The sequence below is a fragment of the Enterobacter sp. MGH 38 genome (assembly GCF_000492855.1).
GTDB lineage: Bacteria > Pseudomonadota > Gammaproteobacteria > Enterobacterales > Enterobacteriaceae > Enterobacter > Enterobacter hormaechei_C.
On record NZ_KI535608.1, the window covers coordinates 1,176,592 to 1,193,800 of the forward strand.

Annotated in this window: 13 protein-coding genes; 4 read left to right on the plus strand and 9 right to left on the minus strand. The window is 55.9% G+C overall.

Features of this window, described 5'->3' with window-relative positions; genetic code table 11:
* Positions 1-41: 41 nt before the first annotated feature.
* Positions 42-878 (minus strand): alpha/beta fold hydrolase, encoded by an 837-nt coding sequence (locus L384_RS05760; RefSeq protein ID WP_023324588.1) that lies wholly within the window; start codon positions 876-878, stop codon positions 42-44.
* Between the two features lie 660 nt (positions 879-1,538).
* Positions 1,539-2,528, minus strand: coding sequence for a 2-hydroxyacid dehydrogenase (locus L384_RS05755; RefSeq protein WP_003857375.1), 990 nt, complete (start codon positions 2,526-2,528; stop codon positions 1,539-1,541).
* A 210-nt stretch (positions 2,529-2,738) separates the two neighbouring features.
* On the opposite strand from L384_RS05755, the gene L384_RS05750 reads away from it, so the two are divergent.
* The 3 genes from L384_RS05750 to L384_RS05740 are packed head-to-tail and all read left to right on the plus strand — an operon-like array spanning position 2,739 to position 5,891.
* On the plus strand, positions 2,739-5,378 hold the full coding sequence (locus L384_RS05750) for a YdbH family protein (RefSeq protein WP_023324589.1): 2,640 nt from the start codon (positions 2,739-2,741) through the stop codon (positions 5,376-5,378).
* Positions 5,375-5,566, plus strand: a complete 192-nt coding sequence (locus tag L384_RS05745; RefSeq protein ID WP_003857369.1) for a YnbE family lipoprotein — start codon at positions 5,375-5,377, stop codon at positions 5,564-5,566. The genes L384_RS05750 and L384_RS05745 overlap by 4 nt, the downstream gene beginning before the upstream one ends.
* 7 nt (positions 5,567-5,573) lie before the next feature.
* Positions 5,574-5,891, plus strand: coding sequence for a YdbL family probable chaperone protein (locus L384_RS05740; protein WP_023324590.1), 318 nt, complete (start codon positions 5,574-5,576; stop codon positions 5,889-5,891).
* Here the strand turns inward: L384_RS05740 and feaR are convergent, their stop codons facing one another.
* Positions 5,892-6,800, minus strand: coding sequence for a transcriptional regulator FeaR (gene feaR, locus L384_RS05735; protein WP_023314084.1), 909 nt, complete (start codon positions 6,798-6,800; stop codon positions 5,892-5,894).
* Between the two features lie 241 nt (positions 6,801-7,041).
* Between feaR and L384_RS05730 the strand changes: the two genes are divergently transcribed.
* On the plus strand, positions 7,042-8,541 hold the full coding sequence (locus tag L384_RS05730; protein WP_022651146.1) for an aldehyde dehydrogenase family protein: 1,500 nt from the start codon (positions 7,042-7,044) through the stop codon (positions 8,539-8,541).
* Between the two features lie 39 nt (positions 8,542-8,580).
* Here L384_RS05730 and L384_RS05725 read toward each other — a convergent pair whose 3' ends face one another.
* From L384_RS05725 to paaZ, 6 genes are all read right to left on the minus strand, one after another.
* Entirely contained in the window at positions 8,581-9,687 is a 1,107-nt protein-coding gene (locus tag L384_RS05725) for a GGDEF domain-containing protein (protein ID WP_023324591.1), read from the minus strand.
* 51 nt (positions 9,688-9,738) lie between these two features.
* A complete protein-coding gene (locus L384_RS05720; protein WP_023324592.1) occupies positions 9,739-11,712 on the minus strand; it encodes an alkyl/aryl-sulfatase in 1,974 nt (657 codons plus the stop codon).
* Positions 11,713-11,880: 168 nt separating this feature from the next.
* On the minus strand, positions 11,881-14,154 hold the full coding sequence (gene tynA / locus L384_RS05715; protein ID WP_023324593.1) for a primary-amine oxidase: 2,274 nt from the start codon (positions 14,152-14,154) through the stop codon (positions 11,881-11,883).
* A 159-nt stretch (positions 14,155-14,313) separates the two neighbouring features.
* A complete protein-coding gene (locus L384_RS05710) occupies positions 14,314-14,709 on the minus strand; it encodes a hypothetical protein (protein WP_023324594.1) in 396 nt (131 codons plus the stop codon).
* Positions 14,687-14,926, minus strand: coding sequence for an Hcp family type VI secretion system effector (locus tag L384_RS22930; RefSeq protein ID WP_071789850.1), 240 nt, complete (start codon positions 14,924-14,926; stop codon positions 14,687-14,689). The genes L384_RS05710 and L384_RS22930 overlap by 23 nt, the downstream gene beginning before the upstream one ends.
* Positions 14,927-15,151: 225 nt before the next feature.
* Positions 15,152-17,191 carry a phenylacetic acid degradation bifunctional protein PaaZ gene (gene paaZ, locus L384_RS05705; RefSeq protein ID WP_023324595.1) on the minus strand — a complete coding sequence of 680 codons (2,040 nt, stop codon included), beginning with the start codon at positions 17,189-17,191 and terminating at the stop codon, positions 15,152-15,154.
* Between the last annotated feature and the right edge of the window lie 18 nt (positions 17,192-17,209).

Sequence of the window (17,209 nt, forward strand, 5' to 3'; positions counted from 1 at the left end):
CCGGGCGTGATGCCCGGTTGTATTATGGATAATCATCGTCTTTATGAGCGAATAAATGTCAGTATATCGGCGTTTATGGTATCTGCATGCGTGGTATGCATCCCATGCGGGAAGCCTGGATAAATTTTGAGTTCGCTGTTTGCGAGCAGCTTATCCTGTAGAAGGGCGGCATTTTTATAGGGGACAACCTGATCGTCATCACCCTGCAACACAAGGACGGGAACCGTAATGGCTTTAAGATCGTCCGTCTGGTCGGTCTCTGAAAACGCCTTAATGCCTTCATAGTGGGCTTTGGCGCTACCGATCATTCCCTGACGCCACCAGTTCTGGATTGTGCCCTGCGAAACCTCTGCTCCGTCTCGGTTAAATCCATAGAAAGGACCGCTGGCGACGTCGAGGTAAAACTGGGCGCGGTTAGCGGCCAGCGCCTGGCGGAAGCCGTCAAACACCTCAATGGGCGTTCCGCCGGGGTTAGCGTCTGATTTTACCATCAGCGGAGGAACGGCGCTGACCAGTACCGCTTTGGCCACTCGCCCCTGAGGTTGGCCGTACTTCGCAACGTACCTGGCGACCTGGCCCCCGCCGGTGGAGTGGCCGACGTGCACTGCATTACGCAAATCAAGGCTTTCGACCACGGCCGAGGCGTCTGAGGCATAATGATCCATATCATGACCTTCACTTACCTGATCGGAACGACCATGACCACGACGGTCGAGGGCGATGACGCGGAAGCCTTCTGCAAGGAAAAAGAGCATCTGGTTATCCCAGTCATCGGCGCTCAGCGGCCAGCCGTGATGGAAAACGATCGGCTGCGCATCCTTCGGACCCCAGTCTTTGTAATAAATACTGACACCATCTTTCGTTGTTACGAATGCCATATTTCAGACTCCTCTGCTAATGGCAAAAACGTGTGAAGGCTAAGTAAATAGCCCAGCATTTAGGGACGTAATAAAACTGACTTATATTAATCTTATTACTGATATATCCGCTTAAAGTGTAGAAGGGTTCCTGAAAACAGTTATAGATTAAATTTATATGGTCATTATTTATTTTTAAACGAAATATCCCCTAAACCAGCCGGGGCACTGTGTTATTTTTCTAGCGTGGTGAATCCCCCTGTGCGGAGGGGCTAAACAGCACGTGTAGCTTAGGCAATCAGTAGCGGGTCAAGGTGGCTGACCAACGACTCACCGGGAGGCACCCGGCACCACACATACGTTAAAGCTTGTATCTCGCTGAATTTATTAGGGAAGGTGTATGAAGTTGGGCTTTTTGGCTGGAGCAGTGCTGGCAACCTGGTTGTCTTTAACCTACCCGACGCAAATGAGAGCTGTTTTTGAACAACTGGTTACGATAGTGCAGCAAATCACGCAGCCTTCATCAGAGTCTCATTCTGATATGGTCACACCGGAACAGTCATATCCTTGATTGTTATATTTACGGTGAACGTTACCCGTCTTAATAGTTAACCTGTGCTTATTTTTCTGATGGGCTTGTTATTGGCCGGGCAGAGGTTACCGCCACCCGGCCTGACGGTCTTAAACGATCGCGTTAGGGCACGCTTCGCCCTTATCAAGCTGCTGTAAATTCCCCAGCGTGGTTTCCGATATACTAATCAGCGCTTCGGCGGTCAGAAACGCCTGGTGGCCGGTGAACAACACGTTGTGGCAGGCCGACAGGCGACGGAACACGTCATCCTGAATCACGTCGTTAGATTTATCCTCAAAGAACAGATCGCGTTCGTTCTCATACACATCCATACCCAACGCGCCAATTTTTTGCGTTTTCAGCGCTTCGATAGCGGCCTGAGAGTCGATCAGTCCACCGCGGCTGGTATTGATGATCATCACGCCGTCTTTCATCTGGTCGAACGCCGACTGGTTAAGCAGGTGATAGTTTTCCGGGGTCAACGGACAGTGCAGGGAGATAACATCAGACTGCGAGAAGAGCGTTTTCAGATCGACATACTCCACGCCCAGCTCCAGCGCAGCGGCGCTAGGGTACGGATCAAACGCCAGCAGGCGCATGCCAAATCCTTTCAGGATGCGAAGGGCGGCCACACCAATTTTGCCGGTACCAATCACGCCTGCGGTTTTACCATACATGGTAAAGCCGGTCAGCCCTTCCAGAGAGAAGTTAGCATCACGGGTACGCTGATAGGCACGGTGAATACGACGGTTGAGCGACATCATCATCCCGACGGCATGTTCAGCCACGGCTTCCGGAGAATAGGCTGGGACGCGAACGACCTTCAGACCCAGCTCTTTGGCGGCATCGAGATCGACGTTGTTAAAGCCTGCGCAGCGCAGGGCAATGTATTTCACGCCCTGTTTTTTCAACTCTTCCAGCACCGGTCGGCTACCGTCGTCGTTAACGAAGATACACACGCCTTCGCAGCCGTGAGCGGTTTTAGCCGTCTTTTCTGTCAGCAGAAAGTCGAAAAATTCAAGATCGAAACCGTACGTCTCGTTAACATGTTGCAGATACTTTTTGTCGTACTGCTTTGTGCTATATACCGCGAGTTTCATAAGACTTTCTCCAGTGATTTTGGAACCACGTTAGCATGTTTAAAATTATCTTACAATTTTTCAAAATTCATTGAAATCAATAAGTTCTATGAATTATTGTAGAGCATCTACTCTTAAAAATGGCATTACCTTCAACTGACTGGCTAAACATGCGACAATGAGCGGCAAGTACGGCTTATTTTTTTCGCAAAATCAGGATATTAACTGCCCATGAAGGGTAAATACAAAGCCGCAATCGCGCTATTACTGCTGCTATTACTCGTGCCGCTGACGCTGCTGATGACGCTCGCCCAGTGGGTACCCACGCTCGCCGGGATCTGGCTCCCTGTTGGAACGCGCATCGCGTTTGAAGAAAGCCCACGGCTCACGCGCCACGCCCTGATCATCCCCGATCTACGCTATCTGGTAGAAGAGTGCGAAATTGCCCGCGTGGAAAACGTGACCCTGTCACACCCCAGCCGTTGGGATCTGGATATTGGCGCACTTGAACTTAACTCTGTCTGCCTGAGCAAATTACCGCAGTCAGCGTCCTCAACGGTGGCGCCGAAAACGCTGGCGCAGTGGCAGGCCATCCTGCCCAACACCTGGCTGACCATCCACCGCTTTACCCTTTCTCCCTGGCAGCAGTGGGAGGGTGAGCTGCATGCTTCACTCACGCCAGCCCGCCAGGACATCACTTATAACGGCGAGCAGGTGAGCATTAAGGGGCAGTTGCGCGGCCAGACGCTCTCCATCAGCCAGTTCGATGTGCAACTGCCGGATCAGCCGCAGCCCGTGAAGCTGATCGGTGAATTTACCCTGCCGTTGGTACCGGACGGCGTGCCGGTGAAAGGGCATACGGTCGCGACCTTTAACGTGCCACAGTTATCCTCGCTGGTCGATGCCGATCTGGACTGGGAGGACAATCAGGGCCAGCTGGTGGTCATGGCGCGGGACAACCCCGATCCACTGCTCGATTTACCGTGGCAGATCACCGCTCAGCAGTTAACCGTCAGCGACGGACGCTGGAACTGGTCAGCCTCCGGTATGCCGATGAGCGGTCGCGTCGGGCTGAAAGTGGATAACTGGCAGCAGGGGCTGGAGAAAGCCACCTTCACAGGGCGGCTCAACGTGCTGACCCAGGGGGATGCGGGGAAGGGCAACGCGGTGCTGAATATCGGTCCCGGCTCGCTCAGTATGGAAAACAGCGCTATGCCGCTGCACCTGAGCGGGGAAGCCAAGCAAAACGATCTGATCCTGTATGCCAGACTCCCGGCGAAGCTGACCGGCAGCCTTTACGATCCGCAGCTTACGTTTGAACCCGGCGCATTATTGCGCTCGCGCGGGCGCATCATCGACTCGCTGGATATCGATGAGATCCGCTGGCCGCTGGCAGGCGTGAAGCTCACGCAGAAGGGCGTGGACGGCCGCCTGCAAGCCATTCTGCGGGCGCATGAAAACGAGATGGGCGATTTTGAACTGCATCTGGACGGCCAGGCTAACGACTTTTTACCGGACAACGGTTTGTGGCAGTGGCGCTACTGGGGTAAAGGGAATTTCACGCCGATGAACGCGCGCTGGGATGTCCGGGGAACCGGGGAGTGGCGCGACAACGTTATCGAACTGACCGATCTTTCCACGGGGTTCGACAAATTGCAGTACGGTACGATGCTGGTCAGCAAGCCGCGCCTGGTGCTGGATCACCCGGTGCGCTGGTCGCGGGACCCGGATAACCCCACCTTTAGCGGCGCGCTCGCGCTCAATGCCGGGCAAACAAGCTTCTCGGGCGGAAGCGTGCTGCCGCCGTCCGTTTTGACCTTCAGCGTTGACGGGACAGACCCGACGGTGTTCCAGTTTAAAGGGAACCTGCATGCGGACGACATCGGCCCGGTCCAGGTGAATGGACGCTGGGATGGCGAACGCCTTCGCGGTAAGGCCTGGTGGCCAAAACAGTCTCTTACGGTGTTCCAGCCGTTGATCCCGCCAGACTGGAAAATGACCCTGCGCGGCGGCGAAATGTACGCACAGGTGGCTTTCTCAGCGGCCTCCGATCAGGGGTTTGAGGCCGGGGGGCACGGGGTGCTGAAAGCGGGCAGCGCGTGGATGCCGGATAACGAAATCAACGGCGTTGATTTTGTTCTGCCGTTCCGCTTAAGCCAGGGTACCTGGTCGCTGGGCACGCGCGGGCCGGTAACGTTACGAATCGACGAGGTAAAAAACCTGGTCACAGCCCGAAATATCACCGCGGATCTCCAGGGCGATTATCCCTGGACCGAAGCGAACCCGCTCCTGCTCACCAACGTGAAGGTGGAAGCGCTCGGCGGGAAAATCACCATGCAGCAGTTGAGAATGCCGCAGCACGATCCGGCTTTACTACGCGTGGATAATATTTCCTCCAGCGAACTGATAAGCGCGGTGAATCCGAAGCAGTTTGCCATGTCCGGCCCGGTGAGCGGCGCGCTGCCGTTCTGGCTGGACAATGAAAAATGGATCATTAAAGATGGCTGGCTGACCAACCCGGGGCCGATGACGCTGCGCATCGACCAGGACACGGCGGATGCCATTGTGAAAGACAACGTGGTTGCCGGGGCGGCGATCAACTGGCTCCGCTATATGGAAATTTCGCAGTCGTGGACAAAACTCAATGTGGATAATCTGGGTGTGTTAACCATGCAGGCGGCCATTAAAGGCACCAGCCGCGTCGAGGGCAAAAGCAGTTTCGTAAACCTGAATTACACCCATGAAGAGAACATTTTTACCCTCTGGCGCAGCCTGCGCTTTGGGGACAATCTGCAAACATGGTTTGAGCAACATGCGGCGATACCCCTTCTCCGCGGTTCGACAGGCAAGGAAAGTGAGGAACAACAATGAAAAAGAGGGCTGGTGTACTCACCGTGGCCGTCGTCGCGCTGCTGTCAGGCTGCACGCCGCGCATTGAAGTGGCGGCGCCCAAAGAGCCGATCACTATCAACATGAACGTGAAAATTGAGCATGAAATCCATATCAAGGTGGATAAAGACGTTGAAGCCCTGCTGAAATCCCGCAGCGATCTGTTCTGAGGATGCCATGAAACGATTAGCTCTGATGTTACTGGCGCTGGGGATGAACGTTCACGCCGCCACGCTTACGCTCAACGATGCACGTGTCCAGGGGCGCGTAGGGGAAACCCTGAGCGGCTATCTTGCGCCCGTTCAGCACGACGCTGAAACCCTGGCGCTGGTGAGCCGTATCAACGCCGCACGCACGGAAAGTTACCAGCAGTTAGCTGACAGCAATAATTTGCCCGTCGACGAAGTGGCGAAAATGGCGGGACAAAAGCTGGTGGCGCGCGCCCAGCCGGGTGAATACGTGAAGGGGATTAACGGCAAGTGGCTAAAAAAGTAACTAACGGTAACGCTTACGGTATTCGCCCGGCGAAACCCCGAAACGCTGTTTAAAGGCGGTGGAAAAATGGCTATGGTCGGTAAAGCCCCAGCTGTAGCCAATGCCCGCCAGCTTTTCGTCATCGCTGATGGAACGCAGCGCCTGAGCGCATAAATCGAGGCGACGGTTCTTAATATACTGCGCCACCACCAGCCCTTTCCCGGCAAACATGCGGTACAAGCTCCGCACGGACATGCCGCTCTCTGAAGCTATCCACTCCGGTCTTAACGCCTCTGACTGAATATGATCATCAATCAGGGACAGAACGTGGCGGAACTGACGCTCCTTGCGCGGCAGCACCTCGTGTTGCTGCTGGAAGGCCGGACGCAGCAGACACACCATCGCCTCCAGCGCCGCTTCGCTTTCGCTGGCGCTGAGATCGGCATTGCCCATGCTCTCCTGTAGCAGTCGGTAGCTCAGCTGTACGGTAGGCAGACTGCGGGAGAGGGGCAGCGCGCACCTCACTTCCTGAAAACGCGCGTGTTGCTCAATGATTTGTCGCGGGAGCAGCAGCGAAATCTGGCGGGAACGCTCCTGCCAGTAAATGGAGCACGGGCGGGAGGCGTCAATCAGCGTGATATCCCCGGCTTTCAGCATCGCGCGCTGGTTGTCCTGTTCGATTCCGGCGCTGCCTTCCAGCTGAAACACGGTGTAGAACCAGGCGTCGTTGCCGTTTTTGATCTCCTGACGGGTGCGAAAAAGGTTAACGCCTGCGGCGGTCACCGTGCTCAGCTTCAGACTTTGGGTATAGCTGGTTTCCAGTTCGCCGAGAAACGCCCCCTCTAACGGACGTGCCGCAAAGCGCCCACAAACCTGGTTAATTTGCGCCAGCCACTGCTGAAAATTGTCCTGTTCGCTTGCACACGCCATTGATGTTCTCGCTGCACCGTCACTGTTTTCGCATTGTTGCATTTATGTTGCATTTTGTCAGGGCTACGAGGCTGACTATAGGAAAGAACACTCAACGGTTACAGCGATATAAGTGGGAATTATCACGATTTGCGGAGCCTGTCACAGCTGACAAAGCGAATGTCACACAGACAAAAGCAGGAATGCGATTCCCCTCTTAGACTGCATACACACCCTGCGAAGCATAACGAAGGAGTATCCTATGTCCGAATCACACGTCGCCATCCTGCCAGGCGTGCAGCAGTTTTTAGATCGCCAGCACGGCCTGTGGATTGAAGGGCGTCAGGCGGCATCCGACAGCGAAAAGCGTCTGAACGTCTACAACCCGGCGACCGGAGAGGTTATTGCCTCCACCGCCGATGCCAGCGTCGATGATGTCGATCGTGCGGTGATGTCTGGCTGGCGCGCCTTTGTCGCCCGAAGCTGGGCAGGGCGTCTGCCGGCAGAGCGGGAACGCATCCTGCTGCGGTTTGCCGATTTGGTGGAACAGCATGGCGAAGAGCTGGCACAGCTCGAAACCCTGGAGCAGGGGAAATCCATTAACATCTCCCGCGCCTTCGAGGTGGGATGCACCCTGAACTGGATGCGCTACACGGCAGGGCTGACCACCAAAATTGCCGGTAAAACCCTCGATCTCTCGATTCCACTGCCGCAGGGCGCGCGTTATCAGGCGTGGACGCGTAAAGAGCCGGTGGGAGTCGTGGCGGGGATTGTGCCGTGGAACTTCCCGCTGATGATTGGCATGTGGAAAGTAATGCCCGCGCTGGCGGCAGGTTGCTCCATCGTGATCAAACCCTCGGAAACCACGCCGCTCACCCTGTTACGGGTGGCGGAACTGGCGAGCGAGGCGGGGATCCCGGATGGCGTGTTCAACGTGGTGACCGGTAGTGGCGCCGTCTGTGGCGCGGCGCTAACCTCGCACCCGCGCATTGCCAAAGTAAGCTTTACCGGTTCGACGGCGACGGGCAAGCAGATTGCCCGCGTGGCTGCGGATACGCTAACGGGCGTGACGCTGGAGCTGGGCGGCAAAAACCCGGCCATCGTGCTGAAAGACGCCGATCCGGCGTGGGTAATTGAAGGGCTGATGACCGGCAGCTTCCTGAATCAGGGGCAGGTCTGCGCGGCCAGCTCGCGTATTTATATTGAGGCTCCGCTGTTCGACACGCTGGTCAGCGGCTTTGAACAGGCCGTGAAATCTCTGAGCGTCGGGCCGGGCATGTCGCCGGATGCGTTTATCAACCCGCTGGTGTCGCGCGCCCATTGCGATAAGGTTCAGGCGTTCCTGGATGAGGCGAAGGCGCACAATGCGGAGCTGATCGCCGGGAACCGGGGGCCAGACGGTAAAGGCTATTACGTTTCGCCAACGCTGGTGGTCAACCCGGATAATCATCTGCGCCTGACGCGTGAAGAGGTCTTCGGGCCGGTGGTGAACCTGGTTCGTGTGGACGACGGGGAAGAGGCGCTTCAGCTGGCGAACGACACTGAATATGGCTTAACGGCCAGCGTCTGGACGCAGAACATCAGTAAAGCGCTGGCGTATACCGACAGGTTACAGGCCGGAACCGTGTGGGTGAACAGCCACACGCTGATAGACGCCAACCTGCCGTTCGGCGGCATGAAGCAGTCTGGCACCGGGCGCGATTTCGGCCCCGACTGGCTGGATGGCTGGTGTGAAACTAAGTCGGTGTGTGTGCGGTATTAATAAAACGCCGGGTAAGGCGTAGCCGCCACCCGGCATTATTTAACGCGACCACCGATCCCGCCCGGCCTCCTTCGCCCGATACAGCGCCGCATCGGCGCGGGCGATGATTTCCGGGCCGGCCAGTCCTGGGGTATAGCCGGCAATGCCCATACTCACCGTCACACATTCACTCACCTTCGACGCGCTGTGCGCAATTGCTGCGGTGCGCAGGCCAGCCTGGATCCGCGCGGCGACTTTCTCAGCAACGCTTTCTTCACAGTCAAAGAGGATCACGACGAACTCCTCACCACCGTAGCGCGAAACCACATCCTCTGGCGTGCGCACCGAGGTGTTCAGCACCTCTGCCACCCTCGCGAGACACGCGTCTCCTGCCTGGTGACCATAGGTGTCGTTATACAGTTTGAAGTAATCGACATCTAGCATCAGCACCGCGAAGCGTTTGCCTTGCTCCACGGCGTTTTCCAGCACCAGCTCCATCGCCCGCCGGTTGGCCGTTTTCGTCAGCGGATCCTGATGGGCCAGCGCATCCAGCCGCGAAATTAAACGCTGATTCTGCTGGTTTCGACGCCACGCCTCTTCAAACCAGCTCAACAGGATATAGCGCCCGCACACGAGAATGAAGGTGAACACCACCCACAGCCCGGCGAAGCGATAATTAATTTCCTGATTCAGCAGCATGCTGGCAACGGGCAGGCTTATCCATAGCGGAACGGTGAAGCAGAGCAGTGCCACCGGGTGAAAATAGAGCGCGGTCATACCGGCCATCAGCAGGGTAACGAATATCGGCCAGGGATGAGGAAGCTGTATCACGTTGATAAACCAGTAACAACTTATCGACCATAGCAGGCTACACATTAACAGCACCGCGCTGACGCCGCGGATGTGGCGCCAGGCCATTATTACCAGCGCCACGGAAAGGATGACTACCCCAAGCATGGAGGCGTCTATCATCTGCCGCAGAGGCGGGCTGATGTGCAGGAGGGCATCGATATGGCCGAAAAGCGAATTGCGCAGCAGGACCATAAGGGCAAAGCTGGCATTCACAAAGGCGAGCCACGGCAGGTTCACGGCCAGCCCGTGAACAACCATTGATTTACGGGTAGGCCATGTCGCAGGTTCGGGTGTGGCTGGATGTCTTTTTTCCATTGAAGAGAATTTTCCTTGAGCGGGCGGAACCTCCGCCCGCGAGTGCTGCCTTTACGGGGTCACAATGTTAAACCAGAATTCAAATTTATCCATGTAACCGAGCATGGCATCGAGTTTTGCGGCATCGCCGGTCACTTTGATATCGCCATTATCCTGCGCCTGTCTAAGCGTCACTTCTTTCAGGATGATTTTATTCAGCGTATCGCGGTTGAGGGTCACGGTCGCGTCAGCGTCTTTCGCTTCGGCGTTCGCCGTGTGGTTCAGCACGCCATTTTCCAGTTCCAGCTTGTATTTACCGCCGTCGCTGCCGAGGTCGATGTTAAACACCGATTTTGCATCCGCCGCTTTTTCACCGTTAATGTGCACCGCCAGATAGTCAAAGAACATTTCTGGCGTCATCGCGCGCACGGTGTCCGGGCTGGCGGTGTTCGGGGTCGGTCCTTTCACCACGCCGTTACGCAGCTCCTGGGCGCCGGTCAGGTAGAAGTTACGCCACGGGCCTGATTCAGCCTGATAACCCAGCTGCTCCAGCGCATCCGCTTCCAGGTTTCGCGCGGCCTGATTATTTGGATCGGCAAAGACCACTTTGCTGACCACCTGAGCCACCCAGCGGTAGTTCCCCTGGTCAAAGTCGGTTTTCGCTTTGCTCAGGATGGCATCCGCGCCTCCCATATACTCCACAAATTTCTTCGCGGCTTCTTCAGGCGGCAGTTCATCCAGGGTCGCGGGGTTGCCGTCAAACCAGCCTAAATAGAGCACGTAGGTGGCTTTGACGTCATGGCTGACTGAACCGTAATAGCCTCGGTTGGCCCAGGTATTGGCCAGGGAGTTCGGCAGCTTGAAGTTGGCGGCGATCTCGTCACGCGTCAGCCCTTCATTCGCCATGCGCAGGGTCTGGTCGTTAATGTAGCGATACAGGTCGCGCTGGCTTTTCAGCAGGTTAACCACATTCTCGTTGCCCCAGGTCGGCCAGTGGTGCTGCGCCATGATAACTTCGGCCTTATCACCCCAGCGTACAATTGCCTGGTTGATGTATTTCGACCATGGCAGCGGTTCACGAATTTTCGCACCGCGCAGGGAGTAGGTGTTGTGAAGGGTATGGGTGACATCTTCCGCAGACTCGATCAGCTTTTTCTCTTCGATATACCAGAGCATCTCAGAAGGCGCTTCCGATCCCGGCGCGAGCATAAAATCATAGGTCAGGCCGTCGATCACCTCTTTCTGACCATCTTTCTCGATGATATTGGTCGGGGCGATCAGGGTCACCGTCCCGGCGGAGGTGGTGGTGCCGAGACCCGCGCCGACCTGGCCCTTCGCATCCGGCTTCAGCAGGTTGCCGTACATATAGCTGGCGCGGCGGCTCATGACGTTACCCGCCATGATATTCTCCGCGACGGCGGCCTCCATAAATCCGGCGGGCGCGTAGACTTTCACCTTGCCGGACTTCACATCTGCTTCATCCACCACGCCGCGCACGCCGCCATAGTGGTCAACGTGGCTGTGGGTGTAAATAACGGCGACCACAGGCTTGTTACCGCGATTTTTATAGTAAAGATCCATCCCGACTTTGGCCGTTTCTGCCGACACCAGCGGGTCGACCACGGTAATGCCTTCTTTACCTTCAATAATAGTCATGTTTGACAGGTCGAGGTTACGGATCTGGTAGACGCCTTCGGTCACTTCAAACAGACCGCTGATGTTGATCAGCTGGGACTGACGCCATAAGCTCGGGTTAACCGAGTCGGGCGCCTTATCGCCTTCTTTGATAAAAGCGTACTGCTGAGGATCCCAGACGGTGTTGCCTTGCTCCCCTTTGATAATTTCCTGAGGCAGCGGGGCAATAAACCCTTTGTGGGCGTTGGTAAAATCGGTGTTATCGGAGAAAGGAAGCTGGTTGAAGAGTGCGTTGTTGGCCTGTTGCGTTGCTGCGCTGGCATCCTTAGGTGCTTCTGCGGCCCAGGCGGAACTGGTAGAAATAAAACATCCCGCCAGCGCGAGACTCCTGACGATCTCATTGATTCTCATCCTAAAACCTCTCAGTAAACTGTGACGTTGTTTGTGGAGACTTCGAATCCTGGTGAAAGTGTGTCAAGAAATGCAAAAGGATTAAGCGAGGTAACAATAACTATAATCGGGGAGAGTAATTCAGCAAGTAAGCGGATGAAAAACCGGGCATTACGCCCGGTCGGTGGGTTATTTCTGCTCTTTTTTCTTGCCGAGCGTTGGCGTCTCGTCAAAGAAATTCCACGGCTTGAGCAACGTGTGCACCCATTCCGTCGGCATTATCGGCCACTCCTCGGCACGGGCGACATGGGTGGTGCCGGTGGTCATCCAGATGACGTTATCCTGGTCGTTCAGCGACTCGTTATCTTTGCTGTACTGGCCGAGGCCGGTATCGTGCGTGGAACGGTTCGGGTATTTTCCCTCCGGGTACATCTCGTCGGGATGGTAACGCGTTACCCACAGTTGTTTATCCATAAAGCTCAGGCGGTGATAAATCCACTCGTCCGGGGCAAACTTCGCGCCGGACGCTACCGGGTGTGTACCGCCCGCGTAAGGGATGATCTGATATGAGACCGGGTTGCCCATGCGGTTCTCTTTGCTGGTATTGCTCAGCAGGCGGATGGTGCCCGGGTCAAACTTCTGCGCCGCCTGCTGTTCGGTATCAATATCATACTGATTAACCTGCATGGTGCTGGTGCGCGGTCCGCCAGCGGTGTTCGGTTTGACGTCGGGATCCATGGCCACCAGCTTGTTGTTGATGCCGTCCACGTCCATATCCAGACGGAAGTTGTAGATGTGCTGGTGGGTGGTACCGACAATATTATGGTCGATCAGCGTTCCGTATCGGGTGTCATCCTTCGCGGTGGCATCATGCATGGTTTTCGTCTGCACGCCTTTCACCGCTTCAATGCCCGTGGCCCCTGCATCAATGCCGATAGTGCCGTTTTCGTGGAATACCCAGTCGAAGATGTAATCATAGTTACCCACGGTGCTGACCCAGCGCACCACCAGCTCGCGGCGTTCGGTGCTGACGTTGGGTTTTCCTAATTCCTGATGCTTATATTCCGGCCCGGCGTAACGCTCGAAAATGGCGATCGCCCGGGGGATCTCCATTGGCGCGCCGGTGTAATCCGGGATGGTTTCGTTGAGCATCACGGCGTTAGACGGAACATCCTTGCCGCGCACGAGCGGGGAGGTCAGGGTACCCATGCCGTAATCGCCGGAGTCCAGGTAGGCTTTAAAGTACCAGCCGATATCCGGGTCGCCGTACGGCACAATCATGCCGCCGAGCGACCCCTGATACATCACCTGTCGCTTTTTGCCGTTGTCGTTATAGGTCACGGTGGAGATTATCGGGCCGACGCGTGAGTCCAGGCTCAGATGAAAATCCCAGTTCTGCCAGTGCACCCTATCCCCGGTGATGGTGTAGTTCTTGCCTTCCGGCTCGATAATCTCCAGCGGTTTTTTCACCGTTTCAACGCGGTCACGGCCATCATAAGGGCGCGGCGTGAGCGGCACCGGCACGACCGGGCCTTCCTCAATCTTCTGGATTTTCTTCTGCTCGAGATCCACCACCGCAAGCAGGTTTTCGATCGGGTGCGCCCAGTAGTTACCGTCGCCCACGTCGAGATAGCTGATCACTTTCAGCAGGCGGTCTTCCTGTTTCAGCCCATCCTTGCCGTCAAAAAAGCCGACGGTAAGCGGGGTGGTGATCACTTTCTTCGGGTCGGTAATGCCGCGCTTTTTCAGCACGGCGGCAAACTCCGGGCTTTCATTGATGATCTGCTGCACGGTATTGAAGTCATCCAGCAGCACCATGCCGTGCGCGTCTTTGATCGGCTCCCAGCGGAGGATCTTTTTCTCCTTCAGATCCACCCGGCTTTCGATGATGTGTTTACCATCAAGCATGATGATATTGGCCTGGCGGGGCGCATCCACCGCCGTGCCGTTAAGCACAAAGTCCCAGACTTTGGCCTTTTCTGGCTCCGCCAGCGCAATCTGGGTAAAGCGGGTATTGGGTTTAAAATCCGCTGAGGCTTTCACGATTGCTACGGCCTGGTTGATTTCATCAGCCGTCAGCGCGTTTAACGGGTGGGGGCTTTTTTCAACCTGGAATGTCTGATCAAGATCGGACTGAAAGACATCGTTGATAAAGGTCTCCGGGATAAACGCCTTATTGTTCTTCATCACCACGGGCACCTGGAGCGTCAGCGGTTTGCCGTTAACGATGGCGGTATTTGCGCCGGGTTTGACCTTCACAAAGGCACCGTCTTTGACGATGGTGAACATCTGGGCGTAATCATCCCACTGCACGTCCGCGCCAAACGCCTGAAGCGTTTTGTCCATCGGGACCATATGCGCCTCGCTGCCGTGAGCGTAAACAGGGGATTGCCAGGCGCAACAGAGCGCAACGGCCATGGCCAGTGCCGTTCTACGGGCAGAAAAAGAAGAATTGCTTCCCATCGCAGACCTCATCTTGTTGTGTTTATTGTGTAGTATCAGCGTTATCCTGACAGGCGCGCACGAAAAGCGTTTGCCTGCATCTGCCAGGTTGTTTGTCAGTCTTGCCAGGTTAAAAAAGAGCGGGGGTGCATCACACCCCCATGGCAGATAAAGTGCGCTTCAGTAAGGCGAGCTATCGAGATGCGTGCGGACATCAAAACCTACCGTCGTGAACGAATAAACCGTACCGCGAACGCGAAGATAAATGTCTCCATTTTTAATTGCCACTGAAGCTTTATCATCATCGGTGATCATGACGGGATTGATATTCTTAATGTTAGACATGAATTCTTCCGGACTTTTTTTCGCATCAAAGAGATAAATATGATACCTGTTTTTAGACAGCGAGCCCGTCTCAACCTGGGTGATGTAAAGAGTTAAACGATCGTTAACCTTGATTTTTTCCTGCAAATTTCCATACACGGTAAAAAGATCGCGGAAAGGGTATGCAATGAATATGAGAAAAATAAAGATAATAATTCCAGCTCGCCAGTTAAAAACCCGAACGTCGCGCATAATCTATTCCTGCCCTTATCCATAACTGATCGACTGGATCATCACCGTAATTATTATTGTTCTGGAATTTTGCAAATTCGGCAGGATCAATTAGGAGGCGAAGATTGTGTGTAAAGCCGGTAACTTCAATGCTTCCCTCACGGTAACGAAAATCCACCGAGCCTGTAATTTTTGACCCACCATCTTCAGTTAAGAAAAGGTAAACAGGAATTGCCATAGTTTGTTAATCATCCATGTAATTTAATGCGGGAATATTCCCGGCGCCAAATAATAACCATGCTAACTGCATGGTCAATTTGCTTAGTGTTTCCGGTTGTAACTTATCCAAACCAGGCAGACTGGATGGTTCGATTAATCAAAGCCATCCAGTCCCTGTTTTACCTTCCGCTTATTTTGATGCGCTCAAACACTCGAAGCAGCAAGGTTAATGCCATTGCATTGATTAAAAGTCACCCTGCTGGCGCGCCACCAGCGTCAGGATGGAGTAGAGCGCCACGGCCTGCTGGTGCTGGTTGAAGATCTCCACAGCCCATTCCACCACGCCGGTGGGTTTTTCCTCGGCAGTGCGCTGTTTCTTCAGCGTTTTACGTTTACAGGTCAGGCGCACCTGAATGGTATCACCCGGCTTGACCGGCTCGATAAAGCGCAGGTTTTCCATGCCATAGTTGGCAATAACCGGCCCAACCCCGGCATCGACAAACAGCCCCGCCGCGGCGGAAATCAGGAAATAACCGTGTACCACGCGCTCACCAAAAATCGACTCCGCCGCGCCAATTTTGTCCATATGGGCGTAGAAATGATCCCCGCTCAGGCAGGCAAAATTCACGATATCCGCTTCCGTCAGGGTACGACGCGGGGTCAGCAGGCTGTCGCCCGGCTGTAACTCCTCGAAGTATTTACGGAACGGATGAACGCGATCTTCCTGCACCTCCGCGCCACGGACCCACTGTTTACCGATCGCGGCGAGCATGGACGGGCTGCCCTGAATGGCTGTGCGCTGAAGATAGTGCTTCACAGCGCGCAGGCCGCCCAGCTCTTCGCCGCCGCCCGCACGTCCCGGACCACCGTGCACCAGCTGCGGCAACGGTGAACCGTGGCCGGTAGATTCTTTCGAGGATTCCTGGTTGAGGATCTGAATGCGCCCGTGGGCGCGCGCGGCACCAGCAATAAACTGCCGCGCCACGCGGGTATCTGCCGTAACCAGCGTTCCCGCCAGGCTGCCGCCGCCCGCCCGCGCCAGCTGCATGGCGTGCTCGGTGTTACGGCAGGGCATCAGGGTTGCGACGGGGCCAAAGGCTTCGGTGGCGTGAACGGCCGGGGTTTCGTCCGGCTGCGGGCAGAACAGCAGGGTGGGTGGGAAGAATGCGCCAGGCGCCTGCAAATCAGCTTTACCACCCAGACGGATCTGGCAGCCCGAGACCAGCAGATGATCGACTTTTTCCTGCACGTCAGCACGTTGCTCACTGTTGACGAGAGCCCCCATCTTCACCCCTTCCTGGGCCGGATCGCCGACGACCACGTTCACCAGCCGCGCAATCAGCGCCTGGCTGACGGCTTCAACCTGCGCTTCAGGCACGATGATGCGGCGGATGGCGGTACATTTTTGCCCGGCTTTGGCGGTCATCTCGCGCACCACTTCGCGGATAAACAGCGTAAACTCCGGCTGTTCCGGCGTCACGTCCTCACCCAGCACGCAGCAGTTAAGAGAATCTGCTTCCATGGTAAACGGAATGGAATGTGCGACGATATTCGGGTGGACGCGCAGGCTCTGCCCGGTGCTGGCCGACCCGGTAAACGTCACCACGTCCTGGCTGTCGAGGTGGTTCAGCAGATCGCCCGCGCCACCGCAGATCAGGCTGATGGCGCCGTCCGGCACCAGTCCGCTCTCCACAATCGCTTTCACCATCGCCTGAGTCACCTGCGCGGTGGCGGTGGCGGGCTTGATGATGGCGGGCATCCCGGCAAGCCAGGTGGGCGCGAGCTTTTCCAGCATCCCCCAGCACGGGAAGTTGAACGCGTTGATATGCACCGCCACGCCGGATTTCGACGTTAACACGTGACGTGCCGCAAAACCGCCTTCCTTCGACAGTGGGATCAGCTCATCCTCCGGCCACAGGGTATCGTCCGGCAGCTCACGGCTGCCGAGGCTTGCGTAGGTGAAGAGGGTGCCGATACCGCCTTCAATATCCACCCAGCTGTCAGCCTTCGTCGCGCCGGTCTGGGCTGACAGGGCATAAAACCGATCCTTCTGGCTCAGCAGATGTTTGGCCACCGCCTTCAGCATGGCGGCGCGCTCGATAAAGCTCATTGCGCGGAGCGCTTCTCCGCCGTGTTCAATGGCGTAACGGCGCGCGGCCGCCATATCCAGCCCTTCGCTGGTGACTTGATATAGCGTTTCCCCGCTGATGGCGTGGGTGATGGTGCGCTCGCGGCCCCGGCCTGATTGCCAGATGCCGGACAAGAAGCTGGCTAACTGCTGCATTTCTTCTCTCCAGATGTT